The sequence below is a fragment of the Gordonia rubripertincta genome (assembly GCF_038024875.1).
Taxonomy (GTDB): Bacteria; Actinomycetota; Actinomycetes; order Mycobacteriales; family Mycobacteriaceae; genus Gordonia; species Gordonia rubripertincta.
Window position 1 is genome coordinate 2,958,282 of sequence record NZ_CP136136.1, and the last position, 22,038, is coordinate 2,980,319.

Annotated in this window: 21 protein-coding genes, 1 tRNA gene and 1 pseudogene; 15 read left to right on the forward strand and 8 right to left on the reverse strand. The window is 66.8% G+C overall.

Annotation, left to right across the window (positions count from 1 at the left end; all coding sequences use genetic code 11):
- Positions 1-8 precede the first annotated feature (8 nt).
- From RVF83_RS13440 to RVF83_RS13450, 3 genes are all read right to left on the reverse strand, one after another.
- Entirely contained in the window at positions 9-2,360 is a 2,352-nt protein-coding gene (locus RVF83_RS13440) for an MMPL family transporter (RefSeq protein ID WP_005195658.1), read from the reverse strand.
- Position 2,361: 1 nt separating this feature from the next.
- Positions 2,362-3,003, reverse strand: a complete 642-nt coding sequence (locus tag RVF83_RS13445) for a TetR/AcrR family transcriptional regulator (RefSeq protein WP_039880043.1) — start codon at positions 3,001-3,003, stop codon at positions 2,362-2,364.
- Between the two features lie 130 nt (positions 3,004-3,133).
- A complete protein-coding gene (locus tag RVF83_RS13450) occupies positions 3,134-3,379 on the reverse strand; it encodes a hypothetical protein (protein WP_005195663.1) in 246 nt (81 codons plus the stop codon).
- A 127-nt stretch (positions 3,380-3,506) separates the two neighbouring features.
- Here RVF83_RS13450 and RVF83_RS13455 point away from each other — a divergent pair, with 127 nt between their 5' ends.
- Both RVF83_RS13455 and RVF83_RS13460 read left to right on the forward strand, forming a co-directional pair.
- The gene (locus RVF83_RS13455) at positions 3,507-4,346 is read left to right on the forward strand and encodes an SDR family NAD(P)-dependent oxidoreductase (RefSeq protein ID WP_005195665.1); all 840 of its coding nucleotides are present in this window, start codon (positions 3,507-3,509) and stop codon (positions 4,344-4,346) included.
- A gap of 84 nt (positions 4,347-4,430) precedes the next feature.
- Complete coding sequence (locus RVF83_RS13460; RefSeq protein WP_255220639.1) at positions 4,431-5,291, forward strand: SGNH/GDSL hydrolase family protein; 861 nt, start codon at positions 4,431-4,433, stop codon at positions 5,289-5,291.
- Positions 5,292-5,305: 14 nt separating this feature from the next.
- Here RVF83_RS13460 and RVF83_RS13465 read toward each other — a convergent pair.
- Positions 5,306-5,379 (reverse strand) — tRNA-Leu (locus RVF83_RS13465).
- 92 nt (positions 5,380-5,471) lie between these two features.
- On the opposite strand from RVF83_RS13465, the gene RVF83_RS13470 reads away from it, so the two are divergent.
- The 5 genes from RVF83_RS13470 (at position 5,472) to RVF83_RS13490 (ending at position 11,427) form a co-directional block, all read left to right on the forward strand.
- Positions 5,472-6,698, forward strand: coding sequence for an oxygenase MpaB family protein (locus RVF83_RS13470; protein WP_005195675.1), 1,227 nt, complete (start codon positions 5,472-5,474; stop codon positions 6,696-6,698).
- Between the two features lie 53 nt (positions 6,699-6,751).
- Positions 6,752-9,079, forward strand: coding sequence for an MMPL family transporter (locus RVF83_RS13475; protein ID WP_005195677.1), 2,328 nt, complete (start codon positions 6,752-6,754; stop codon positions 9,077-9,079).
- A complete protein-coding gene (locus RVF83_RS13480) occupies positions 9,036-9,737 on the forward strand; it encodes a TetR/AcrR family transcriptional regulator (protein WP_005195679.1) in 702 nt (233 codons plus the stop codon). Before RVF83_RS13475 ends, RVF83_RS13480 begins: the two co-directional genes overlap by 44 nt.
- Positions 9,738-9,863: 126 nt before the next feature.
- A complete protein-coding gene (locus RVF83_RS13485; protein WP_005195680.1) occupies positions 9,864-10,730 on the forward strand; it encodes a Bax inhibitor-1/YccA family protein in 867 nt (288 codons plus the stop codon).
- A 136-nt stretch (positions 10,731-10,866) separates the two neighbouring features.
- Positions 10,867-11,427: a DUF6790 family protein gene (locus tag RVF83_RS13490; protein ID WP_005195682.1), complete on the forward strand. Its 561-nt coding sequence runs from the start codon at positions 10,867-10,869 to the stop codon at positions 11,425-11,427.
- Here RVF83_RS13490 and RVF83_RS13495 read toward each other — a convergent pair.
- Both RVF83_RS13495 and RVF83_RS13500 read right to left on the reverse strand, forming a co-directional pair.
- Entirely contained in the window at positions 11,420-12,643 is a 1,224-nt protein-coding gene (locus tag RVF83_RS13495; RefSeq protein ID WP_005195684.1) for an acetyl-CoA C-acetyltransferase, read from the reverse strand. The genes RVF83_RS13490 and RVF83_RS13495 overlap by 8 nt on opposite strands.
- Positions 12,644-12,694: 51 nt before the next feature.
- A complete protein-coding gene (locus RVF83_RS13500) occupies positions 12,695-13,642 on the reverse strand; it encodes an SGNH/GDSL hydrolase family protein (protein ID WP_174351874.1) in 948 nt (315 codons plus the stop codon).
- A gap of 98 nt (positions 13,643-13,740) precedes the next feature.
- Here RVF83_RS13500 and RVF83_RS13505 point away from each other — a divergent pair, with 98 nt between their 5' ends.
- The 5 genes and pseudogenes from RVF83_RS13505 (at position 13,741) to RVF83_RS13525 (ending at position 18,288) form a co-directional block, all read left to right on the forward strand.
- Positions 13,741-15,135, forward strand: coding sequence for a cystathionine beta-synthase (locus RVF83_RS13505; protein ID WP_005195686.1), 1,395 nt, complete (start codon positions 13,741-13,743; stop codon positions 15,133-15,135).
- A gap of 12 nt (positions 15,136-15,147) precedes the next feature.
- Positions 15,148-16,321 (forward strand): annotated as a pseudogene (locus RVF83_RS13510) (cystathionine gamma-synthase).
- A 5-nt stretch (positions 16,322-16,326) separates the two neighbouring features.
- Positions 16,327-17,529 carry a threonine ammonia-lyase gene (gene ilvA / locus RVF83_RS13515; RefSeq protein ID WP_005195688.1) on the forward strand — a complete coding sequence of 401 codons (1,203 nt, stop codon included), beginning with the start codon at positions 16,327-16,329 and terminating at the stop codon, positions 17,527-17,529.
- A gap of 201 nt (positions 17,530-17,730) precedes the next feature.
- Positions 17,731-17,985 carry a hypothetical protein gene (locus tag RVF83_RS13520; RefSeq protein WP_157226821.1) on the forward strand — a complete coding sequence of 85 codons (255 nt, stop codon included), beginning with the start codon at positions 17,731-17,733 and terminating at the stop codon, positions 17,983-17,985.
- 6 nt (positions 17,986-17,991) lie between these two features.
- A complete protein-coding gene (locus tag RVF83_RS13525; protein ID WP_039880045.1) occupies positions 17,992-18,288 on the forward strand; it encodes a hypothetical protein in 297 nt (98 codons plus the stop codon).
- A gap of 15 nt (positions 18,289-18,303) precedes the next feature.
- On the opposite strand, the gene RVF83_RS13530 is transcribed toward RVF83_RS13525, so the two are convergent.
- The gene (locus RVF83_RS13530; RefSeq protein WP_039880046.1) at positions 18,304-18,822 is read right to left on the reverse strand and encodes a hypothetical protein; all 519 of its coding nucleotides are present in this window, start codon (positions 18,820-18,822) and stop codon (positions 18,304-18,306) included.
- A 109-nt stretch (positions 18,823-18,931) separates the two neighbouring features.
- Here RVF83_RS13530 and RVF83_RS13535 point away from each other — a divergent pair, with 109 nt between their 5' ends.
- The 3 genes from RVF83_RS13535 to RVF83_RS13545 all read left to right on the forward strand — a co-directional run bounded on the left by RVF83_RS13535 (position 18,932) and on the right by RVF83_RS13545 (position 21,401).
- On the forward strand, positions 18,932-19,858 hold the full coding sequence (locus tag RVF83_RS13535; protein WP_005195698.1) for a type IV toxin-antitoxin system AbiEi family antitoxin: 927 nt from the start codon (positions 18,932-18,934) through the stop codon (positions 19,856-19,858).
- Positions 19,859-20,053: 195 nt separating this feature from the next.
- Positions 20,054-20,491, forward strand: coding sequence for an Ltp family lipoprotein (locus RVF83_RS13540; RefSeq protein WP_005195701.1), 438 nt, complete (start codon positions 20,054-20,056; stop codon positions 20,489-20,491).
- A 178-nt stretch (positions 20,492-20,669) separates the two neighbouring features.
- Complete coding sequence (locus tag RVF83_RS13545) at positions 20,670-21,401, forward strand: DUF4352 domain-containing protein (RefSeq protein WP_005195703.1); 732 nt, start codon at positions 20,670-20,672, stop codon at positions 21,399-21,401.
- A gap of 132 nt (positions 21,402-21,533) precedes the next feature.
- On the opposite strand, the gene greA is transcribed toward RVF83_RS13545, so the two are convergent.
- On the reverse strand, positions 21,534-22,028 hold the full coding sequence (gene greA / locus RVF83_RS13550) for a transcription elongation factor GreA (RefSeq protein WP_005195705.1): 495 nt from the start codon (positions 22,026-22,028) through the stop codon (positions 21,534-21,536).
- Positions 22,029-22,038 lie beyond the last annotated feature (10 nt).

Consider the following 22,038-nt stretch of genomic DNA (forward strand, 5'->3'; position numbering starts at 1 on the left):
CGTCGGCGTCACCGCCCGGTGCGGACCTCCGCATCCGGGGCGGTGTCGATGGACGGGCCCGAGTCGTCGAGCCGGAGTTTCTCGCCTTCGATGTCGACGTCGGGCAGGATGCGGTCGAGCCAGCGCGGCAGCCACCATGCCTTGTCGCCGAGCACCGTGAGCACCGCGGGCATGAGTGTCATGCGGACGACGAAGGCGTCGAAGAACACCGCCGCGGCCAGCGCGAAGCCCATCACCATGATGAAGGCCATATCCTGCAACATGAACGCTGCGAACACGGAGATCATGATCGCCGCCGCGGCGGCCACCACGCGAGCGCTGTGCCGGTAGCCCTCGACGACGGCGGTCTTCGCATCGGCGCCGTGGACGTAGGCCTCCCGCATCCGCGTCACGAGGAACACCTGGTAGTCCATCGCGAGTCCGAACACGATGCCCACCAGCATGATCGGCAGGAATGACACCACCGGCTGGGGATTCCCGACGATGCCCAGAGCTCCGTCGGTGAACAGCGCAACCGTGACACCGAAAGTGGCGGCAACGCTGAGCAGGAATCCGAGCGCTGCGGTCAGGGGCACCAGGACCGACCGGAACACGATGATCAACAGGATGAACGCCAGTCCCACCACGACCAGCAGGTAGGGGATGAGCGAGTCGGACAACCGGTCGGAGATGTCGAGCTCGATCGCGGTCTGACCGGTTACGCCGTAGGAGATACCGGTCGCCGCGGCGACGCGAGGCTCCATGTCCCGCAGGGTCTGGACGAGTTGCGGGGTGGCCTCGTCCGACGGGGCGGTCGAGGGGATGATGGTGATCTTCGCGGTGTCGCGGGCCTCGTTCAGTCCGCCGGCGCCGATCTGCGCGATCTTCACCCCTTCGATCTGGGCGAAGTCGTCGACGAGGGTGTCGAACGTGCGGAGCCGGTCACCCGTGTCCTCGATACCGCGCCCATCGGCGACGACGACGAGCGGACCGTTGAATCCGGGCCCGTAGCCGTCGGCGACCATGTCGTACGCCTGTCGCTGTGTCGTCGACGGCTCGGCGGTCCCGTCGTTGGGCAGAGCCAGCTTGAGGCCGGTCATCGGGACAGCGAGTACGACGAGGATGCCGACGATCGCAGCGGTGACGGCACGCGGATGGGCGACGATGCGCTGGACCCAGCGCTGACCGTTGTGCACGCGCTCGGTCTCGTGCGGTTCCACATCGGGCGCGTTGAGGCGGGGGAGTCGCCCGCCGAAGGCCTTGCCACCGAACAGGCCGAGGATCGCGGGTAGCAAGGTCAGGGCCACCAGCACCGCGACGATCACGGTGGCCGCCGCCGCGACACCCATCGCGGTGAGGAACGGGATGTTGACGATCGCCAGCGCCGCGAGCGCGATCACGACGGTGCTACCCGCGAACACGACAGCCGAGCCTGCGGTGCCGACGGCCCGCCCGGCCGCGTCGGCTCGGTTCGACGATCGATGGACCTCGTGGCGATACCGCGACACGATGAACAGGGCGTAGTCGATACCGACGGCGAGTCCGATCATCGTGGCGAGGATCGGTGTCTCTTTGCTCAGATCGAAGAAGTGCGTGCCCATCTGGATGCCGAGCATGCCGATCGCCACGCCCACGATCGCGGTGATGATCGGCATGCCCCACGCGACGAGTGAGGCGAAGGTGAGGATCAGGATCAGTGCGCCGACCCCGATCCCGATGAGTTCGGAGGTGATACCGAGCTCGAATTGCTGTGTGGCAGTGCCCTTCATCTCGACGGTGAGTCCAGCGGCTCGCCCGTCCTCGGCGACGGCGTCCATCTGCTCGCGGGTCTTCTCGGTGATGTCCGACGATGTCTCCACGGCGAAGGACGTACCGAACTGCGCGACGGTGGCCGAGGAGTTGATGGGTGAGGTCGCCTGGGCATCGGCCGCCGCCTCGGCGGCACTCTTGCCGAAGGTCTGCTTCTGGAAGGCCTGGGACAGTTCCCGGAGTCGGCCGGGAGACTGTTCGGTGCCGTAGGAGACGAACGGATTGACGATCGAGTCGGGACTCGCCACCCCGTCGACGTTCTTGAGGTCGGCGACCATGTCGTCGATCGCCTGCTGGTACCGGGGCTCGGTGAGCGTCGATCCCTGGGGTGCGCGAACCACATAGGTGACGCCGACGTCCGAGCCGAACGAGGGTTCGCCGGGGAAGCGCTCGACCATCAGGTCCTGCGCCTTCTCCGATGGGATGCCCGGGATGGAGAACGATTCGGACGTGGGTTTGGCCAGCAGTGTTGCGCCGACACCCAGTCCGATGAGGACGAGAACCCAGATCGCGATCGTCTTGAGGCGATTCTCGTAAGTCCAGCGTCCGAGTCGGTACAGGTGTGTTGCCACGTCAGGGCTCCTTGTGGGATGCGTCGGCTGGGTGATTCATGAGCGGAACGGGATGCTCCAGACCGGCCGACATCTGGTCGAAGGCGGACTCGAGCACGGTGGGCAGGTCGGGTCGGCCGCGAGCCACGAAGAACTCGAGGGCGACTCGCGCGGCGGTGATGGCGGTGTGGACGACCAGGTGGGGATACATCGCATCGGTCCGCTGGCCGCGGCCGGCGTAGAGCTGCGTGAGCCGGGCTTCGACCGTCTGGTCGAGGTCCATGTCGCGGGATCGGGCGGTCAGCGCCGGGTCGGTGTCGAGAAGCCTCAGCAGTGCAACGATCTCGGCCGGCTCGCCGACGTCGAGTGAGGTGGCGGTCTCGATCACCGCGGTCCGGACCGAACACCAGGAGCTCTCCTCGGCCGGCCGGGCTTCAAACCGCTCGATGACCGAATCCAGTAGGAGGTCCACAAGGTGGAGGAGTGCGTCTTCTTTGCCGCCGAAGTAGTTGTGGAAGGTGCGGACCGAGACGTTCGCCTCCGCGGCGACTGCGTCGATGGTCACGTGGTCGATCCCGTCGCGCGTCGACAGGCGGAGCACGGCACGGGCGAGCGCCTTGCGCGTTGCGGCCTTCTTCGCCTCACGGAGTCCTGACGGGTGCACTCCTCCACGGTAGGGAACTTGCAGAGACATGCAAACTTGCAGACGCGTGCAAAATTGAGTGTGTTCTCTCACTCGGATGCCGGAAGTGGCGGGGCTCACGCTCGATCAGGCCGCCGGGGCGGCGTTCGGGCTAACCTCCGTGCACGCTGCTGAGGATCGCGATGATCACGCCGGCCACCGTGAGGACGCCGACCACCCACGCCATGGTGATCGCAAGCCGACGGCGACGGAACCGTGCAGCGTTGATCGCGACGCCGAGGCACACGAGAATCGCGATCGAGTAGAGCGAGATGCCGAGGGTGAGCAGCGCGGCCGAGGAATCGGCGGCTACAGCGTCGGCGGCTGAGGAGTCGACGGCCAGGACCCGGGTGGACATGCCCCCGAGTACATCACCACGGCCTCATCACCCCGCCGCTGACCCGGGCTTACGTACGAACTACCGGGCAGACAGGGCAACCAAGCGCTTGCTAGGGTTCCCGCATCGGCTCGGTCGAGGAGGATGCGTGGACGTCGATGGCAAGGATCTGTCGGGCAAGGTCTTCGTGGTGACCGGTGCGGGCAACGGTATCGGCCGGTGCGTCGCACTGGAACTGATCTCCCGCGGTGCGACGGTGGTCGGCGCGGACATCAACGAGGTCGGTCTCGCGGAGACCGGACGGCTGGTGGGGGACTCCCGGTTCCACGGGCACAAGCTGGACATCGGTGATCGCGAAGCGGTGCAACGGTTTCCGGAGGTCGTGCTCGCTGACGTCGAGCAGGTCGACGGGCTGTTCAACATCGCCGGAATCCCGCAGGACACCCAACCCATCGCCGAGGTCGACGACGACCGCATCGACCTGCTCATGCGTGTCAACTATTACGGCACCGTGTGGCTCACCCGGGCCTTCCTGCCGCATCTCGAACAGCGTCCCGACGGTGGGCTGGTCCTCATCACGTCGAGCCTGTCCGGGCTCGCACCGTTCCCCGGCGCGGCGTTCTACGGAGCCAGCAAGGCGGCGGTTGCGTTCTTCGGATACGGCCTCGCACAGGATCTGCGGGGAAAGAAATCGAAGGTCACCGCCACCACGGTCCTCCCCGGAACCATCTGGACCGACCTCGTCCGCAACACCTCCAAGGCCCTCGGCACCCCCGAAGCCCTGGCGAAGAACTTCGCGATGGCCCCGGAAAAGGCTGCACGCCTGATCATTGACGCCGCGCTCGCCGGCCGGGTGCGCGCGGTGGTCGGCAAGGACGCCCACGTGTTCAACGGGGCACGCAGGCTGAGTTCACGACTTAGCGAACGGATGGCGTATGCACAGGTGGGCCGATTCGTCTATCGGCCGGTGCGTCGTCGGAACGAATGACATCGAGCCGGGAGCCGAGGCTACTGGTTGAATTCGACCATGCGATCTTCCCGGTCATCTGCTGCACGCATCATCGTGACCCGTGTGGTTACTGCTGCGATTGCCATGTCCGTCGTCGTGGGGCTCGGTGCCGCTCCGGCGCTCGCCGCTCCGTCGGCCGGGGAGCGGAGGTCGCTCAGCTACGTCGCCCTGGGTGATTCGCGGGCGGCCAGCCCGACCACGCTCACCCAGTTCCAGGGATGCTCACGGTCGGAGACGGCCTACCCGAACCTGCTCGCGAAGACCATCGGTGCGACGTCGTTCCGCACGGTGGCCTGTGTCGGCGCCCGCGGGGAGAACATCACCACGGCGCCGCAGCTGCGCTTCGACGGATTCCATCCGCCGCAGATCGAGGCGGTGCGTCCCGACACGGACCTGATCACGATCTCGATCGGCGCCAACGACGCCAACTGGGGCAACCTCTCGCGCTGGTGTATCGCGCCGATCCAGGGCATGGACTCGCGCTGCCGGACCAACCCGTTCTACGTCACCGGGATCCACGACGGGCTGCGCGCGCTCGAGGCCTCGGTCGACTCGTCGCTCCGGGCCGTCCGGAAGCGGGCGCCCAAGGCGGTCATCGCCGTGATCGGCCAGGGCGGGTACTTCGGCGACCGCGGGTGCTATCCGGCCAACCCGGCGAGCGACGCCGACATCAGGTTCATCCGGAACAGCTTCCTGGCCCGGTACAACACGATTCTGGAGAAGGTGTCCGGACGCCACGGCGCCGTCTTCGTCGACATCCAGAACCGCGTCGTCGGGCATGACGCGTGCTCCGGGGACAAGTGGTTCGAGGGCTTCGTGCCGACCAGCATCTACCTCGGATTCCACCAGAATCTCAAGGGGAATGAGGCCATGGCTCGCCTGATCGCCGACGCGCTGCCGGAGGACCTCGGCATCTCGCGCTGAGTTCGACAACCCGGTGCCCCCAGTCGGACTCGAACCGACACTGTGCCGATTTTAAGTCGGCTGCCTCTGCCAATTGGGCTATGGGGGCTTCGGAGTGAGCATAGTCAGGCTCCGTGACCTGCTTGTTCCTCGACCCGTCCTTCCTTGACCCGCTCACCTGAGCGGGTGATCATCGGAGACATGGACGCGGCAGCGGTGACCGGCGCACGGAACTGGGAGGCTGTCCGAACGCGGCATCCCGAACTCGTCGACCGTCTGGAGGTCGGCCTGTTGCAGGGCGATCCGCTTGCCGACGCGGTGGTCGTCGAGGCCCGCGAACGAGGCATGTCGTTCTCGACACTCGTCGATCTGCTGGAGTCCCATGCGGATGCGGAGGCGGGTGATCCCGACCGGATCGAGATGCCGGCGTCGATGCGTCGCCTGCTGCAGGTGACGAGCGCCCCGCCGACCTGGTTCGACGCGGCATTCGCGGCGTCGGGGGCCCGTGCGTGGTGGCGATTCGGCACGCTTCAGTCGTCGACGCTCTACCAATCGCTGATCTACGGATACAAGGCGCAGGGCTTTGTCCGGCCGTTGGTCGCGACCGGGCGCCTCGGGTTGGGGACCCGCGATCGGGTGCAGTCGACCGCGCGCTGGGTCGCCGAGGCCACCACACCGGGCGCGATGCTTCCAGGGAACCCGGGTTGGGTTGCGACACTGCGCATTCGGTTGCTGCACGCCTACATCCGAGATGTCCTCCGCCACCCACATGACGAGGGTGCGCCGGGCTGGGATGAAGCCGAGTGGGGCGTACCGATCAACCAGACGTATTCGGTCATGACCATCTCCTGCGGTTTCCTCGCACTGCCGCTGCTGGTCGCACGTGACTTCGGTATCCACTACAGCAGCGCCGAACGCGAGGCGATCACGCATCTGTGGCGGTGGATCGGTTGGGTCATCGGCGTCGACGACGACCTGCTCCCGGCCAGCCACGCCGAGGCAGCCGACCTGTTCCGGGTGGCCGCCGAATTCGAACTCCAGCCCGACGACTCGTCGAAGGTGCTCATCAAGGCGTTGCTGCACGAGGGCTACGACCTGCCCGGCGTCGTACACGGTGCCGCGCCGATCCCGGTGCCCTCGGTCCTGGTCTCCGCGCTCGATGCGGTGACCGGTCCCGTTCTCCGATCGTCGTTCTCCGCCATCTCGACGCGGTGGGTGGAACGCTCGGTTGCGCGGCGGATGGGCTTACGTCGTTCGCCGCTGCATCACCTCGTCGACGTCGCGCGCCCGGCGATCCGTTTGCGGGAGATCATCCGTACGACCGGGCTGCTCGGCTCGGAGTCCGCCGTCATCGAACGCGAGCTCCGCACCGTGCGTCGCGGGCTCGGGATGGAAGTTCACGCCGGGAAAACACCGTTGACCCGCTAACTTACTGCTGATAACTTAACGCCGTAAGTCGACCGAGGCGAGGGGAACGCACGGTGGTTCGATCGACACGGCTGATCATCGCGATGCCGAGGAGGGTGCTGCTCGGCGCCTTCGTGCTGATCGTGGTGTGCGGCGCGTACGGTGCGACCGCCGCCGAACATCTCCTGGCCGGTGGCTACAGCGCTCCGAATGCCGAATCCGCGAGAGCCGACAAGGTGCTCGCCGAGACGTTCAACCGCGGCGGAATCCAGGTCGTCCTCAAACTCGACGGTCCCGACGGCGTGGACATCTCGCGCGACCCGACCGCGAAAGCCCTGGCCGACAACATCATCCGTGAACTCGATGCGAACGAGCATGTGCAAGACCAGATCCTGTCGGTCTGGGCCGACCCGGCCCTCGACTCCGCGCTGGTCAGCCGCGACCGGACGTCGACACTGATCATCGCCGCCCTCGAGGGCGGCGAGGACCTGGCCCCCGCCCGGGCCGCGCAGATCGAACAGGAGTTCACCGGGGAACGCGACGGGATCTCCATCCGGGTCGGCGGCCAGGCGCTCGTCTACTCCCAGGTCAACGAGCAGACCTCGTCCGACCTGTTGATGGCCGAGGCGATCGCCATCCCCATCACCTTCATCGTGCTGATCTTCGTGTTCGGCGGACTGATCGCGGCGGCCCTGCCCGTCGGCATCGGGATCATCTCGATCATCCTGACGTTCGCGCTGCTGCGGGCGATCGGATCGGTCACCGACGTCTCGGTGTTCGCGCTGAACCTGACCACCGCACTGGGTCTCGCGTTGGCCATCGACTACACGTTGCTGCTGCTCACGCGCTACCGGGAGGAGGTCGACCGGGGGCTCGAACGTCCTGACGCGATCGTCCGTACTCTCGCGACCGCCGGTCGGACCGTGGCGTTCTCGGCCGTGACCGTGGCGCTCTCGCTCAGTGCGCTGGTGTTGTTCCCGCAGTACTTCCTGCGTTCCTTCGCCTTCGCCGGCCTGGGAGTCGTGGCCGTGGCGGCGTTCTCCGCGCTCATCATCACCCCGGCCGTGCTGATGGTCCTCGGGGATCGGATCGACGCTCTCGACGCACGCAAACCCGTGCGTCGGCTGTTGCATCTGCCGCCACCGCAGCCGCGCGAGCCGGAGGACACCAGGTGGTACCGCCTTGTCCAGTGGGTCCTGCGCCATGCATTGCCGGTCGCCGCGGTGGTCACCATCTTCCTGCTGGTCCTCGGCGCACCGTTCCTCTCACTCCGGATGGGCTTCCCCGACGACCGCGTGCTCCCGGAGTCCGCCAGTTCGCACGCCATCCAGCAGGAGATCCGCGACGACTACGAGGACGACCTCTCCTCGGCCATCACCATCGTCGTGCAGGGGCCGGCGGGGCCGGAATCGCTCGCCGCGTACACGAGGGCGCTGTCGCAGGTCGACGACGTCAACTCGGCCGGCTCGTCGGCGGGGACCTTCGTCCGCGGCGAGCTGCTCGCGCCCGGCAGTCCCGACGAGAGCCGCGGCGACGTGCACGTCGTCAACGTGTCCACCGATCGCGACCCGACGAGCGATGCGGGCATGGCTCAGCTCGACGCGTTGCGTGCGGTGCCCGCACCCGAGGGAACGGACACCCTGTTCACCGGTCTGGCGGCGACCACCGACGACACCGTCAGTTCGATCTTCGCCCACACGCCCTGGGTGCTGGCCATCATCGCCGTCGCCACATTCGTCCTGCTGTTCCTCTTCACCGGTAGCGTCGTCCTCCCACTGAAGGCACTGGCGCTCAACATCCTGTCGTTGTCGGCGACCTTCGGCGCGATGGTCTGGTTCTTCCAGGAGGGTCACCTCGACGGCCTGGGCACGACGGCGACCGGAACACTCAACGCGACCGTGCCCGTCCTGCTGTTCTGCGTGGCGTTCGGTCTGGCCATGGACTACGAGATGTTCCTGCTCGGACGCGTGCGAGAGGAATGGCTGAAATCCGACCGCACCCGCGAGGCGAACGACCACGCGGTCGCATTGGGCCTCGCGCGTACCGGCCGGGTGATCACCGCGGCGGCGCTGTTGATGAGCATCGTCTTCGCCGCGATCGCGGCCTCCCAGGTGTCGTTCATGCGTATGTTCGGAGTGGGGCTGGCGCTGGCCGTGGTGATGGACGCGACCCTGGTCAGGATGTTCCTGGTGCCGGCGTTCATGCGCCTCGTCGGACGCGCCAACTGGTGGGCGCCGCCCCCGCTGCGGAAGCTCCACGACCGCTTCGGGTTGTCCGAGGAAGCTGCCGAAGACCCTCCGGGGGACGACCCACCACGTCGGCACCGGACTCAGGAGAAGGATCGAGCGCAGGAGAACAGTGACGACACGCAGACGGGCGAGGTCGCCTCGCGGGGCAGGTGAGATCCTCGCCGAGGAGATCATCGAGGCCGCGGGTGAACTCCTGGTCGAGCACGGAGACGACACCGCCATGTCGATCCGGGCGGTCGCTACTCGCGTCGGGGTGACCCCGCCGTCGATCTACCTGCACTTCGCCGACAAGGGCGCGCTGCTCGACGCCGTGTGCGCCCGGTACTTCGAGCGACTCGACGCCCAGCTCGACGCCGCCACCGAGGACATCACCGACCCGTTGGACCGTGCGCTGCAACTCGGGCTCGCCTACATCCGATTCGCCGTCGCGACCCCGGTGCTCTACCGAGTCGCCTTCGGGAAGCCCGCCGACGCCGCACATCCCTCCAAGGTCGACCAGGTGCTGACCGCCAGCGCCTACACGCGGTTCGTGGACACGGTGACCGAGCTCGCCGACGAGGGCATGTTCGACCGCGACGAGGTGAATGACGTCGTCCTCGAACTCTGGGCCGCCGCGCATGGCATCGCCTCGCTGATGCTCGCCAAGCCCGGCCTGGGCTGGGGAGACCAGTTCGAGCGGGCCGAGTCGATGTTGAAGGCCGTGTGCCTGGGACGTGCGGTGATGACCGTGAACGCAGGAACTCGGGACTCCGAAACCGCTCGGTCCTGGCTGATGACGCTCCGTTCCCGGCAGGACGGAGAGCGGTCGTGAACGACAGAATGGTCAAGGGCCGGTAAAGTCGCATTCGACACGGTCGTCTTGTGATCCCGTCAGGGAACTCACAGGAATGACCCGACGTTGACACGGTATACATCCGTACCGATTAAGGAGCGCTTCGTGCGAGAGAGCAGCAATCCGGTGATGCGCGGCGTGGTCCGCGACAATCAATCCGGGTACGCGGGATTCGGGGCCGGCATGGCCGGCGCCGGCGTCTCGATGAACAAGTACGGTCAGGCCACGGATCCGTACAGCCCGCAGGCACCGTCGGCCACCCGCCAGCTCACGATCGACGACGTGGTCACCAAGACCGCGATCACCCTGGGTGTCCTCACGGTTGTCGCGATCGCGACCTACTTCGGCATCGCCAGCCGAGCCACCGAGGCCGCTCAGACGAGCCTCGCGCTGCCGCTGATGATGGTCGGCGCGATCGGCGGCCTCGTCCTCGTCCTGGTGGCGACCTTCGGTCGCAAGCAGGACAACCCGGCCATCGTGCTCGCCTACGCGGCATTCGAGGGTCTGTTCGTCGGTTCGATCTCGTTCGTCTTCGCGAACCTGGTCGTCGGCGGTGACATCTCGGCCGGAGCCCTGATCGGGCAGGCGGTCCTCGGTACGTTCGGCGTGTTCTTCGGCATGCTGTTCGTCTACAAGATCGGCGCCATCCGCGTCACGCCGCGCTTCACCCGCATGCTGTTCGCCGGCATGATCGGCGTGCTCGTGCTGATGCTGGGCAACCTGGTCATCGGCCTGTTCACCGGTGAGGCCGGGATCCTGCGCGACGGCGGCCCGATCGCGATCATCTTCTCGCTGGTCTGCATCGCGCTGGCGGCGTTCAGCTTCCTGCTCGACTTCGACTCGGCGGATCGCCTGATCCGCGCCGGCGCACCCGACCGCGCCGCCTGGGGCGTCGCCCTCGGTCTGACCGTCACCCTGGTCTGGCTGTACGTCGAGATCCTGCGTCTGCTGAGCTACTTCAACTCGGACTAGTTCCCGACGCGGCGACGGCCGCACCGGACGCCACGGCGAACCCCGCACTCTCGAGTGCGGGGTTCGCTGTCATCTGAGCGGGGGAAATCGTCGTCAAGCGCACCTCGGCGAACCGGAAACATGCCGACCATCGAGCATGGTCTGGTTCCTGTTTCAGTTGGCGCTGATGGTCGTCGGCGCGATCGTGCACATACTGGTGGACCGGTCGGCGCGGAGACGCACCACCGGCCGCGTGGCAGAACTGGTGCTGCTGTGGATTCTCGTGCCCGGCGGCGTCTTCGGCGTCCTCGCCGGCGTCGGCCATGTCGGCCCCAACGCTGCGGAACTCGCCAAGGACATCGGACCCGACTACGTTCCCGGCATGTTCCAGTGGGAACTCGGCTGGAACGACATCGCGATCGGGCTGCTGTGCGTGCTGACCTTCCGGGTCCGCAACCGCGGCGGATGGCTCGACGCCGCGGTCTGGGCGCTGGCCATCAGCTACGGCGGCGACCTCGCCGGCCACATCTCGCAGTACTACCTCCACGACAACCACGCGACCAACAACGCGTGGGCGATCCCGGCCGAGATCTACATCGTGGGCGTCACGGTCATCGCGTGGGCGATCTACCGACGAACAACCCCCCGCAGCGTTGCGATCCTGGGACCGAACGCGGCGAGGGGCGTCGAAGAAGGAGTCGAGGCTCGCGTCAGCTGAGGCGCTCGAGCACCATGGCCATACCCTGACCGCCGCCGACACACATCGACTCGATGCCGAAGGTCTTGTCGTGGGTGCGGAGGTTGTTGAGCAGGGTCGTGGTGATCCGCGCGCCGGTCATACCGAACGGGTGGCCGAGGGCGATGGCGCCGCCCGACACGTTCAGTTTGTCGTGGTCGATGCCGAGCTCGTTCGCCGAGCCGAGCACCTGGACGGCGAAGGCCTCGTTGATCTCCACGAGGTCGATGTCGGACAGCGACATCCCGGAGATCTTGAGCACCTTGCGGATCGCCTCGATCGGGCCCAGGCCCATGATCTCGGGCGACAGGCCGGTGGCGGCGGTGGCGACGACCCGGGCGAGCGGGGTCAGGCCCAGCTCCTTGGCCTTGGTGTCGCTCATGATGACCAGTGCGGCGGCGCCGTCGTTGAGCGGGCAGGCGTTACCGGCGGTGATGGTGCCGTCGGGGCGGAAGACGGGCTTCAGCTGCGAGATCTTCTCGTACGTCGTACCCGCGCGCGGGCCGTCGTCGGTCGTGACCTGCGTACCGTCGGGCAGGGTGACCGGGTCGATCTCGCGCTCGAAGAAGCCGGACTTGATGGCCTCCTCCGCACGGTTCTGGCTGAGGACGCCCCAGCGGTCCTGGTCCTCACGCGAGATGCCGGTGAAGGTGGCGACGTTCTCGGCGGTCTGGCCCATCGCGATGTAGACGTCCGGGATGAGTCCGTCCTGGCGGGGGTCGTGCCAGATTCCGGCGTCGCCGGCGGCGGAGAGTTCGGTGCGCGCCATCGCGTCGTCGAACAGCGGGTTCTTGGAGTTCGGGGCGCCGTCGGCACCGCCGGAGACGCCGAAGCTCGACACGCTCTCGACGCCGCCGGAGATGATGACGTCGGCCTCTCCCGCCTTGATGGCGTGCAGCGCCATGCGGGTGGTCTGCAGCGAAGACGAGCAGTAGCGGTTGACCGTCACGCCGGGGACGTGATCGTAACCGAGTTCGACGGCGATCACGCGGGCGATGTTGTAACCGCCCTGTCCGCCGGGCTGGCCGATGCCCCAGTGGATGTCCTCGATGTCGGCCGGGTCGAGTTCGGGCACCTTCGCGAGGGCCGCTTCGACCATCTGACGGGACAGTTCGTCGGGACGGACGTCTTTGAGGGATCCCTTGGCGGCGCGGCCGATCGGGGAGCGGGCGGTGGATACGATAACTGCTTCAGCCATGCGCTCACGCTACCCAACCAAGCAGATGCTTGGTCGCATTGGGGTGGGAGATCACACCTGCTTGAGCAGGCGGCGGAGCCCGGTGGCCACTCGCGTCTGCTCCACCGCGGGCGATTCCTCCGGGGGCTCGGGCAGCGGGGCCGAGCCCCATTCGCCGATGGCGTCGAGGACCGGCGGCAGCAGGATGTCGGCGGCGAGCGCATACCCCGCCGCCGACGGGTGGTATTGATCCGGCGACAGCATGAAATCGTGTTGGGCCCGAAATTCCTTGGCCATCAGATCGGCGAGCGGAACCGGGTGTCCACCTGCGGCGCGGACCGCCGAGCGCTGCAAGGCGGCGAGTCGAAGGCCCCACTGCCGCAACACGGTTCGCAACGGTTGGGGGATGGCCGTGATCACCCCGAAGTCGGGACAGGTGCCGACGACGACCTTCGCGCCGCCGCCGACGAGCAGGCGCACGGCGTCGCCGAGCCGACGGGCTGACGCGCGGATGCCGTTGCGGGAGGTCACATCGTTCGCGCCGATCAGGATGATCGCGACGTCCGGTCGTTCGCGCGCGATGAACATCGCGTCGATCTGGGCGGCAAGGCCCTTCGACGTCGCACCGACGATGGCCTTGTTGGCGTAGCGGACCGTCCTGCCGGTCTCGGCCGCGACGCGCCGCGCCACCTGGACGCCGGGTGTCTCGTCGGCGGTGTCGACGCCGAGCCCGGCTGCGGTGGAATCGCCGAAGACGGTCAGGAACAGGTCGATCGGGGTGTCGCGGGTGTAGCGCGTCACCCGCCCGTCCGGGTGGTAGACGCCGTCGCCTTCGGGTGCGTTGTCGGTGCGGTGGGGGATCACCGTGCGGGCGGTCGCGGCCTGGCCGTTGAGGTAGTTCCACACCGCCCAGCCGGCGCCTGCTCCAGCCGCGGTGGCTGCCGCCGTGGCCCCGACGTCGCGGGCGACCCGACCCCAGAATCGACCGTCGGTACCGACCCTGCGACTCAAACCGGACACGGCCGCCAGTCTAGAGGGAACGGCAGGCCGGCAGAGGGACCCGCGGGTTGACGACGGCCGAGTGACGGGGACGACGGCGGTTCTGGGACCATGGAGACATGCGCATCGCCAATCACGTTGTGGACCTGGTGGGCAACACCCCTCTGGTCAAGCTGAACTCTGTCACCACGCCCGGATCCGGGCTGGTCGCGGCCAAGGTGGAATACCTCAATCCCGGCGGGAGCAGCAAGGACCGCATCGCGGTCCGGATGATCGACGCCGCGGAGGCCTCCGGCGAACTGAAGCCCGGCGGCACCATCATCGAGCCGACGTCCGGCAACACCGGTGTCGGCCTCGCGCTCGTCGCGCAGCAGCGCGGGTACAAATGCGTGTTCGTCTGCCCCGACAAGGTGGGCGAGGACAAGCGCAACGTGCTGCGTGCCTACGGTGCCGAGGTCGTCGTCTGCCCGACCGCCGTGCCGCCGGAGCACCCGGACAGCTACTACAGCGTTTCTGATCGCCTGGTGCGCGAGATCGAGGGTGGGTGGAAGCCCAACCAGTACGCGAACCCCGCCGGCCCGCAGAGCCACTACGAGACCACCGGCCCGGAGATCTGGGCGGACACCGACGGCAAGGTCACCCACTTCGTGGCCGGCGTCGGAACCGGTGGCACCATCACCGGCACCGGGCGTTACCTCAAGGAGGTCTCCAACGGCGCGGTGAAGGTCGTCGGCGTCGACCCCGAGGGGTCGGTGTACTCCGGCGGGACCGGGCGCCCGTACCTCGTCGAGGGTGTCGGTGAGGACTTCTGGCCGGCCGCCTACGACCCGAGCATCCCCGACGAGATCATCGCCGTTTCCGACGCCGACTCGTTCGACATGACGCGCCGCCTCGCCCGCGAGGAAGGACTTCTCGTCGGCGGTTCGTGCGGCATGGCCGTCGTGGCCGCCCTCCAGGTCGCCGAGCGTGAGGGACCGGACGCCGTCGTCGTCGTCCTGCTCCCGGACGGCGGACGCGGCTACATGGCGAAGATCTTCAACGACGAGTGGATGAGCAGCTACGGCTTCCTCCGCACGCCGCTGGACGCCAACACCAAGGAGTCGCTGGTCGGGGACGTGCTGCGCGGCAAGACCGGCGCCCTGCCCGACCTCGTCCACACCCACCCGCAGGAGACGCTGCGCGACGCCATCGAGATCCTCCGTGAATACGGGGTGTCGCAGATGCCGGTCGTCGGTGCCGAACCGCCGGTCATGGCCGGTGAGGTCGCCGGCGCGGTCACCGAACGCGATCTGCTCAGCGCCGTCTTCGAGGGCCGCGCCAGCCTGGCCGATCCCGTCTCGGCACACATGGGAGATCCGTTCCCGCTCATCGGTTCCGGTGAGCCGGTCAGTGCCGCCACCAAGGCGCTCGGCGACAGCGATGCCCTGATGGTCGTCGAGGACGGCAAGCCCATCGGCGTCATCACGCGCCACGACCTGCTCGCGTTCGTCTCGAGCCACCCGATCGTCGGATAGGAGCACCACACTGTGAGTGAACGACGCAGCGCCGCGGATTCGGTTCGCTGGCAAGGTTTCTCGACCCGCGCCATCCACGCCGGCTACGATCCGGACCCTCAGACCGGCGCGGTGAACGTGCCGATCTACGCCAGCTCGACCTTCGCCCAGGACGGCGTCGGCGGACTGCGCGACGGCTTCGAGTACGCCCGCACCGGCAACCCGACGCGACGCGCGCTGGAGGCCAACCTCGCCGCCCTCGAGCACGGAACCTACGGCCGCGCCTTCGCGTCCGGCATGGCCGCCACCGACTGCCTGCTGCGTTCGACGCTGCGCCCTGGCGATCACCTGGTGATCCCCAACGACGCCTACGGCGGCACCTTCCGTCTCATCGACAAGGTGTTCACCCAGTGGGGCATCACCTACTCGGTGGCACCGGTGTCCGATGTCGCCGCCGTCCGTGACGCCATCCGTCCGGAGACCAAGCTCGTCTGGACCGAGACACCCACCAACCCGCTGCTCAACGTCGGCGACATCGAGACGATCGCCTCCATCGCGCACGAGGCCGGGGCGAAGCTCGTGGTGGACAACACCTTTGCCTCGCCGTACCTTCAGCAGCCGCTGACGCTGGGTGCCGACGTCGTACTGCACTCGACCACCAAGTACCTCGGCGGTCACTCCGACGTCGTCGGCGGTGCGCTGGTCACCGACAGTGAAGAACTCGACGAGGCCTTCGCGTTCCTGCAGAACGGCGCAGGCGCGGTTCCCGGACCGTTCGACGGCTACCTGACGATGCGCGGCACCAAGACGCTCGCCGTCCGGATGGACCGCCACTGCGACAACGCCGAGAAGGTCGTCGAGTTCCTGAACTCGCACGACAAGATCGAGGCCGTCCTGTACCCGGGACTCGAGAACCACCCGGGCCACGCGGTCGCGGCGAAGCAGATGAAGCGCTACGGCGGGATGGTGTCGGTCCTGGTCAAGGGCGGCATCGAAGAGGCCAAGGCTTTCTGCGCCCGCACCGAGGTGTTCACGCTCGCCGAGTCGCTGGGTGGCATCGAGTCGCTGATCGAGCACCCCGGCGCGATGACCCACGCGTCGACGGCCGGTTCGCTGCTGGAGGTCCCCGCCAACCTGGTCCGCCTGTCGGTCGGTATCGAGGACATCGACGACATCCTGGGGTGACCTGGAGAACGCGCTGCGCTGAGCGCCATGCTGCTGACCCCGGCTGACATCGAGAAGGCGACCACCGAGCTGTCCGGCGTCGTCCGGCGGACGCCGATGGTGGCGTCCCGTGTGCTTTCCGAGCGGAGCGGGGCCGACGTCTGGCTCAAGTGCGAGAACCTGCAACGGACCGGCTCGTTCAAGCCGCGGGGTGCCTATCTGCGGATCTCTCGGCTGACGGCCGAGGAGCGCGCCCGCGGCGTCGTCGCGGCGAGCGCCGGGAACCACGCGCAGGGTGTCGCCTGGTCGGCGACCGAGCTGGGGATCACCGCACGCGTGTACATGCCGACCGGCGCGTCGTTGCCGAAGATCGCGGCGACGAAAGCCTATGGCGCCGAAGTGGTTCTGGCCGGTGAGACGGTGGACGACTCCCTCGTCGAAGCCCAGCGGTACGCCGATCAGACCGGTGCGGTGCTGATCCATCCGTTCGATCACCTCGACATCGTCGCCGGTCAGGCGACGGTCGGGGTCGAGATTCTCGAGCAGATGCCCGACGTCACCACCATCATCGCACCGCTCGGCGGCGGCGGTCTGCTCGCCGGAGTCGCCGCGGCGGTACAGGCGTCGAGGCCGGATGTCCGCGTCATCGGTGTGCAGGCAGCACAGGCCGCGGCCTGGCCGACGTCGCTCGCCGCGACGCGTCCGGTACCTGCGGGGTCGATGAACACCATGGCCGACGGTATTGCCGTGGCCCGGCCGGGTGATGTCCCGTTTGCCCACGTCACCGAGTACGTCGACGAGGTCGTCACGGTCAGCGAGGAAGAACTCAGCACTGCGCTGCTGCTGATGCTCGAACGGGCGAAGATGGTCGTCGAACCCGCCGGTGCAGCAGGCGTTGCCGCGGCGGTCGGCGGCACCCTCGACCTGTCGGGGAAAGTCTGTGTCGTGTTGTCCGGCGGCAACATCGACCCCTTGCTGCTGCGCCACGTCACGACCCACGGCCTCACCGCGGCCGGCCGGTTCCTGACCTTCACCGCCACCGTCTCCGACCGACCGGGCGGGCTCCTCGCACTCCTGGAGCTGCTCCGCGATCTCGGCGCCAGCGTCATCGACATCGTGCACTCACGCGTCGCCGACGACCTCTACCTCGGCGAGGTGCAGGTGACGGTCAGCGTCGAGACCCGCGGCCCCGACCATCAGCACGACGTCCGTCGCGCGTTGAGTGAGGCAGGGTTTCTGCGGGAGGTGTGACCGTCAGTTTGTGGACGGAGCGGTCACCTGTGCAGTCTTCTGGTCGTCGGGCGTCAGCGCTGTCACCGAAGCGGATCTGAAGAGATTGTCCGTCGACGACTGTTGGCGAACCTCAAGCGGTGGGCTCATCTACGGAAGACCTCGGAGGAGGTCTATGCGTTGACTCTCAATTCCTTTCGCGCACGGCGTGAGGTTGCATCGATGCCGCTCGCATGGGTGACCGACTCCGCACTGGACGTCGTCGAAGGGCTACTCGACTGCTATGACTTCGATGATCTGGTCTTCATGTTCGGGCGGAACAGGGCCAAGCAAGGTGGACTTGCACTCTTCGAATCGTCCGTCGGTCGATATCAGGCTGGGGACGTCCATCTCGGGCTCCGACAACGCGAGGTCTCCATCGATGGACTCCTCTGGCTTCGGCGCGAGGCAACGGACGCCGAAATGTGTGAGTACTAGGACGATTTGAATGACGAATACGATGAGCTCGAGTTGGATGACGAGTTCGGCGTCCTCGTGATTCACGTTCTGACGAGACATCGAGCGTTCCGGCGTTCGGTTGAGCGTGGGTTGAACGGATTGTCTGTCGTCGACGCCGGAACGGTGACCCTGCCGCTCACATCCGTTGATTCCAGGCTGCGGCGCAGTCAGTTGCCAGTACAGCTCTTGGCAGGTCTCGTCGGTGAGCTCGACGTTGATCGGTTCTCATCGCTGAGGGTCGAGACGATCGATCGTCACACCTCAATCGTCTCCGCTGCGTGATCCTGGCAGCGGCGTCTAGGTAGCAGGTAACAGATTCGCGAAGTACTTGAGTGTGTCTGCCTCGATGGTCTTGTACACGGTCGACGACGCCGGACCCGAGAAAGCGGTGACGATCTTGGAGTCGGTGGGCAGCTCGAGAGCGAAGGTCCACCGGAGGCGGCAGCCGACGTCGGCGGGGTCGATCTGGGTGGCCTCGCCGAATCGTCGGATACCCGGCACATTGGCGCTCCTGACCCGGAAGGCGTTGTGAAACCTGCCCGCTTCGGGTTCCTCGGTCCAGTGGAAGAAATCCTCTTCAAGCGTCACGTAGCCGGGACCGAGCACCGCCTTCCGAGTCGCGCCCGCACCGTAGGGCGGGGGAGAGGTGAACTCGATCTTCTTGATCGCGCGACACCAGTCCAGGGTGTTCTGGCGGGTGAACTCCGTCCAGGCGCGCTGCGGCGTGACCGGCAACCGGACGTCGATCACGTGGCGCACCGGTGCGTCGTCGAAGAAGTCGAGGTCGAAGGTCTCCAGCGAATAGGAACGTCCCATGGGGCCCATTGAAGCATCGACCCGTCGGTCCCACAGGCGCTTCCGCGATGGGACCGGCCGCTCGGCGAATACGAGTGAACCGATTGCGGCTGTGCTGCGTCCAAGAGATATGACTGTTTTCCCGACCGACCGGCACGGACTCATCCGACGCGAGGCGACCCTCAGGCTGGGCATATCCGACGATGTCGTCGCAGGTGCGGTCTGGCGAGGTGAACTCGTCCGGCTTGCTCCCGGCGTATGTGCGGTGCCGGTGCCGGAATCCGACACCGCCGACGATGAGCTGTACCGCCTGAAGTCGATCGCTGTCGCGACCTCTGCACGCGACCAAGACACGTCGACGCTCAGTCATGACTCGGCGGCAGCCGTGCTCGGACTGTCGCAGCTCCATCCGGAGCGCGAGCTCGTCCATCTCACGAAGACACATGTGCGCGGCGGATTCGTGCGTGGCCACCGCATCGTCCACGCCGGCCCGTTGTCGCCCGACGACATCACCGACGTCGACGGTGTTCCGGTCACCACCCTCGAGCGCACCGCCGTCGATGTCGCGATGGCCGGCGACTTCGAACGAGCTCTGGTCGTCTTCGACCGAGCACTCGCACTGAAAGCCGACCGCGCAGCAATGACGACGATCCTCGAGTTGCGGGATCGATGGCGGGGCGTGGGTACTGCACGACGCGCACTCTTGCTTGCCGACGCCGCGTCGGAGAGCGTCGGTGAATCATGGAGTCGGGCACAGATGGTTGCGGCCGGGCTGCCGATTCCTCGTCTGCAGCATACGTTTCAGACGAGCGATGGACCTGCGCGTGCCGATTTCGATTGGGAGGGAAAGCTTGTCGGCGAATTCGACGGTATGCAGAAGTACGGACGGTTGTTGCGTCTCGGAGAGACCGCACGCGATGCGCTGATTCGCGAGAAGAGACGCGAGGATGCGCTACGCGCGCAGGGAATCATGGTCGTCCGCTGGACGTGGGCGACGCTCGAACGCGGGGAGTTGGTCGGGGTGCTCGCTCCGTGGCTGGACACGCTCGCTGCCTGACCGGCGAACCTCGGTCCCGACGTGCAGACTTCGATCGACGTCTGCACGTCGGGACGAAGTCGACCTGATTGCCGGTCGGACCGGAATCATCTGATCGGATGACACTGTGCGCCAACGTTTTTGTCGTACCCCCGTGACACCTTGCTCTCAGACGCGGTTCCACTTCCCAGAACCGTGAGCAGAGAAGGAAAACCGATGAGCAACCCCCAGAAGAAGAGATGGCCGTGGGCGGCAGGCGTCCTGGCGGCGTTCGTGATGATGATCGGGGTCGTGGCCGGCTTCGGCACGAATGTCTCCTCACAGGCATCGCCGAGCGTGCAGGCTCCCGCGATCAAGCTCGTGTCGGAGAAGTCGAACGCGGTCGCGAAGGCGAGGGAATACCTCGAGTACACCAGTTTCTCGAAGTCGGGACTGGTCGACCAGCTGGAGTTCGAGGGATTCTCATACTCCGACGCGTCCGCGGCCGTCGATCAGCTCGAGGCCGACGGTGAGGTGAACTGGTTTGTACAGGCCACCGACAAGGCCCGTCAGTACCGTGAGTACTCCCCGTTCTCGCGACAGGGCCTGATCGAGCAGCTGGAGTTCGAGGGTTTCACCCACGAACAGGCCGTGCACGGGGCCGACCACAGTTAGCCAGAAGTACCTGGCCCTACGACTCCGTCGTTACCGAAATGTCTCGGGAATGACTGTGATCGTCGCGATCTTGGGCGCGATTCGACTGAGTGAACGACGTGTCGGAAGCGTCAGACCTGTTGTGCAGAATGAGATTTGAGCGTCCCGCTTCCCGGGACCGCATTCGAGAAGGAACACGATGACCGACCCCCAGAATCCTCAGCCCGGACAGCCCTACCCGGGACAGCCTCAGCCCGGACAGCCCTACGGGCAGCAGCCCCAGTACGGAGCCCCCGGTCCGTACGGTGCACCGCCGGCGTACCAGGCGCCGATCCAGCCGCCGAAGAAGAAGAAGTGGCCGTGGATCGTCGGCATCCTGGTGGCGCTGATCGTGATCATCGCCGCCGTGTCCGGCGGTGGAGACGATTCATCCGACAAAACCGCGTCGTCGGGCAGCTCGAACTCCGGCGAGCAGGCCGACTCGGGCGGCGACAACGGCGACAACGGCGACAAGAAGGCCGATGAGCAGGCTGCCGGCCTGAACACGCCGGTGCGCGACGGCAAGTTCGAGTTCGTCGTCACCAACGTCGAGTCGGGTCTGTCGTCGGTCGGCGACAACGAGTTCCTCACGGCGGAGGCCCAGGGGCAGTTCGTGGTGGTCATCATGACGGTGAACAACACCAGCAAGGAGCCGAAGGACTTCTCGCCCACCAACCAGAAGCTCGTCGACACCGAGGGCCGTAGCTTCGAGCCCGATACCACCGCGCAGATCTACCTCGGCGGGAGCGACATTCCCGTCTGGGACAACATCAATCCGGGTAACACTGTCGAGGTCAAGGTCGTCTACGACATGCCCGTTGACGCCAAGCCGGCCAGCATCGAGCTCCACGATTCGATGTTCTCCGGCGGGGTGAAGGTCAACCTCGGCTGACCGCACCCTCGGACCGGCGAACCTCGGTCCCGACCTGTAGACGTCGATCGAAGTCTGCACGTCGAAACGAGGTTCATCAGACGAAGCGAGCCCGGGACGACCGTCGTCCCGGGCTCGCTTCGTGGTCTGGGATCAGCCGTGGTACGGCTCCGCACTGACGAGGGTCACCTTGACGGTCGCGCCGCTGGGCACCGAATACTCGCGGGTCTCGCCGACCTTGGCGTCGATCAGGGCCGAGCCCAGGGGCGAGCTGGGGGAGTAGGTCTCGAGCTTGCCGCCCGAGGCGCCTTCTTCGCGGGTCGCGATGAGGAAGGTCTCGGTGTCCTTCTCGTCGCCGTCGTAGTAGACGGTGACGACGGAACCGGGCAGGGCGACGCCGGACTGGGTCGGCGCCTCGCCGACCTTCGCGTTGTTCAGCAGTTCCTGCAGCTGGCGGATGCGCGCCTCCTGCTGGCCCTGCTCTTCGCGGGCGGCGTGGTAGCCACCGTTCTCCTTGAGGTCGCCTTCTTCGCGTCGCTCATTGATCTCGGCAGCAATGACCGGACGGTTGGCGATCAATGAGTCGAGCTCGCTCTTGAGGCGGTCGTGCGACTCTTGGGTCAGCCAGGTCACCTGGGTGTCGGTCATCGGTCACTCC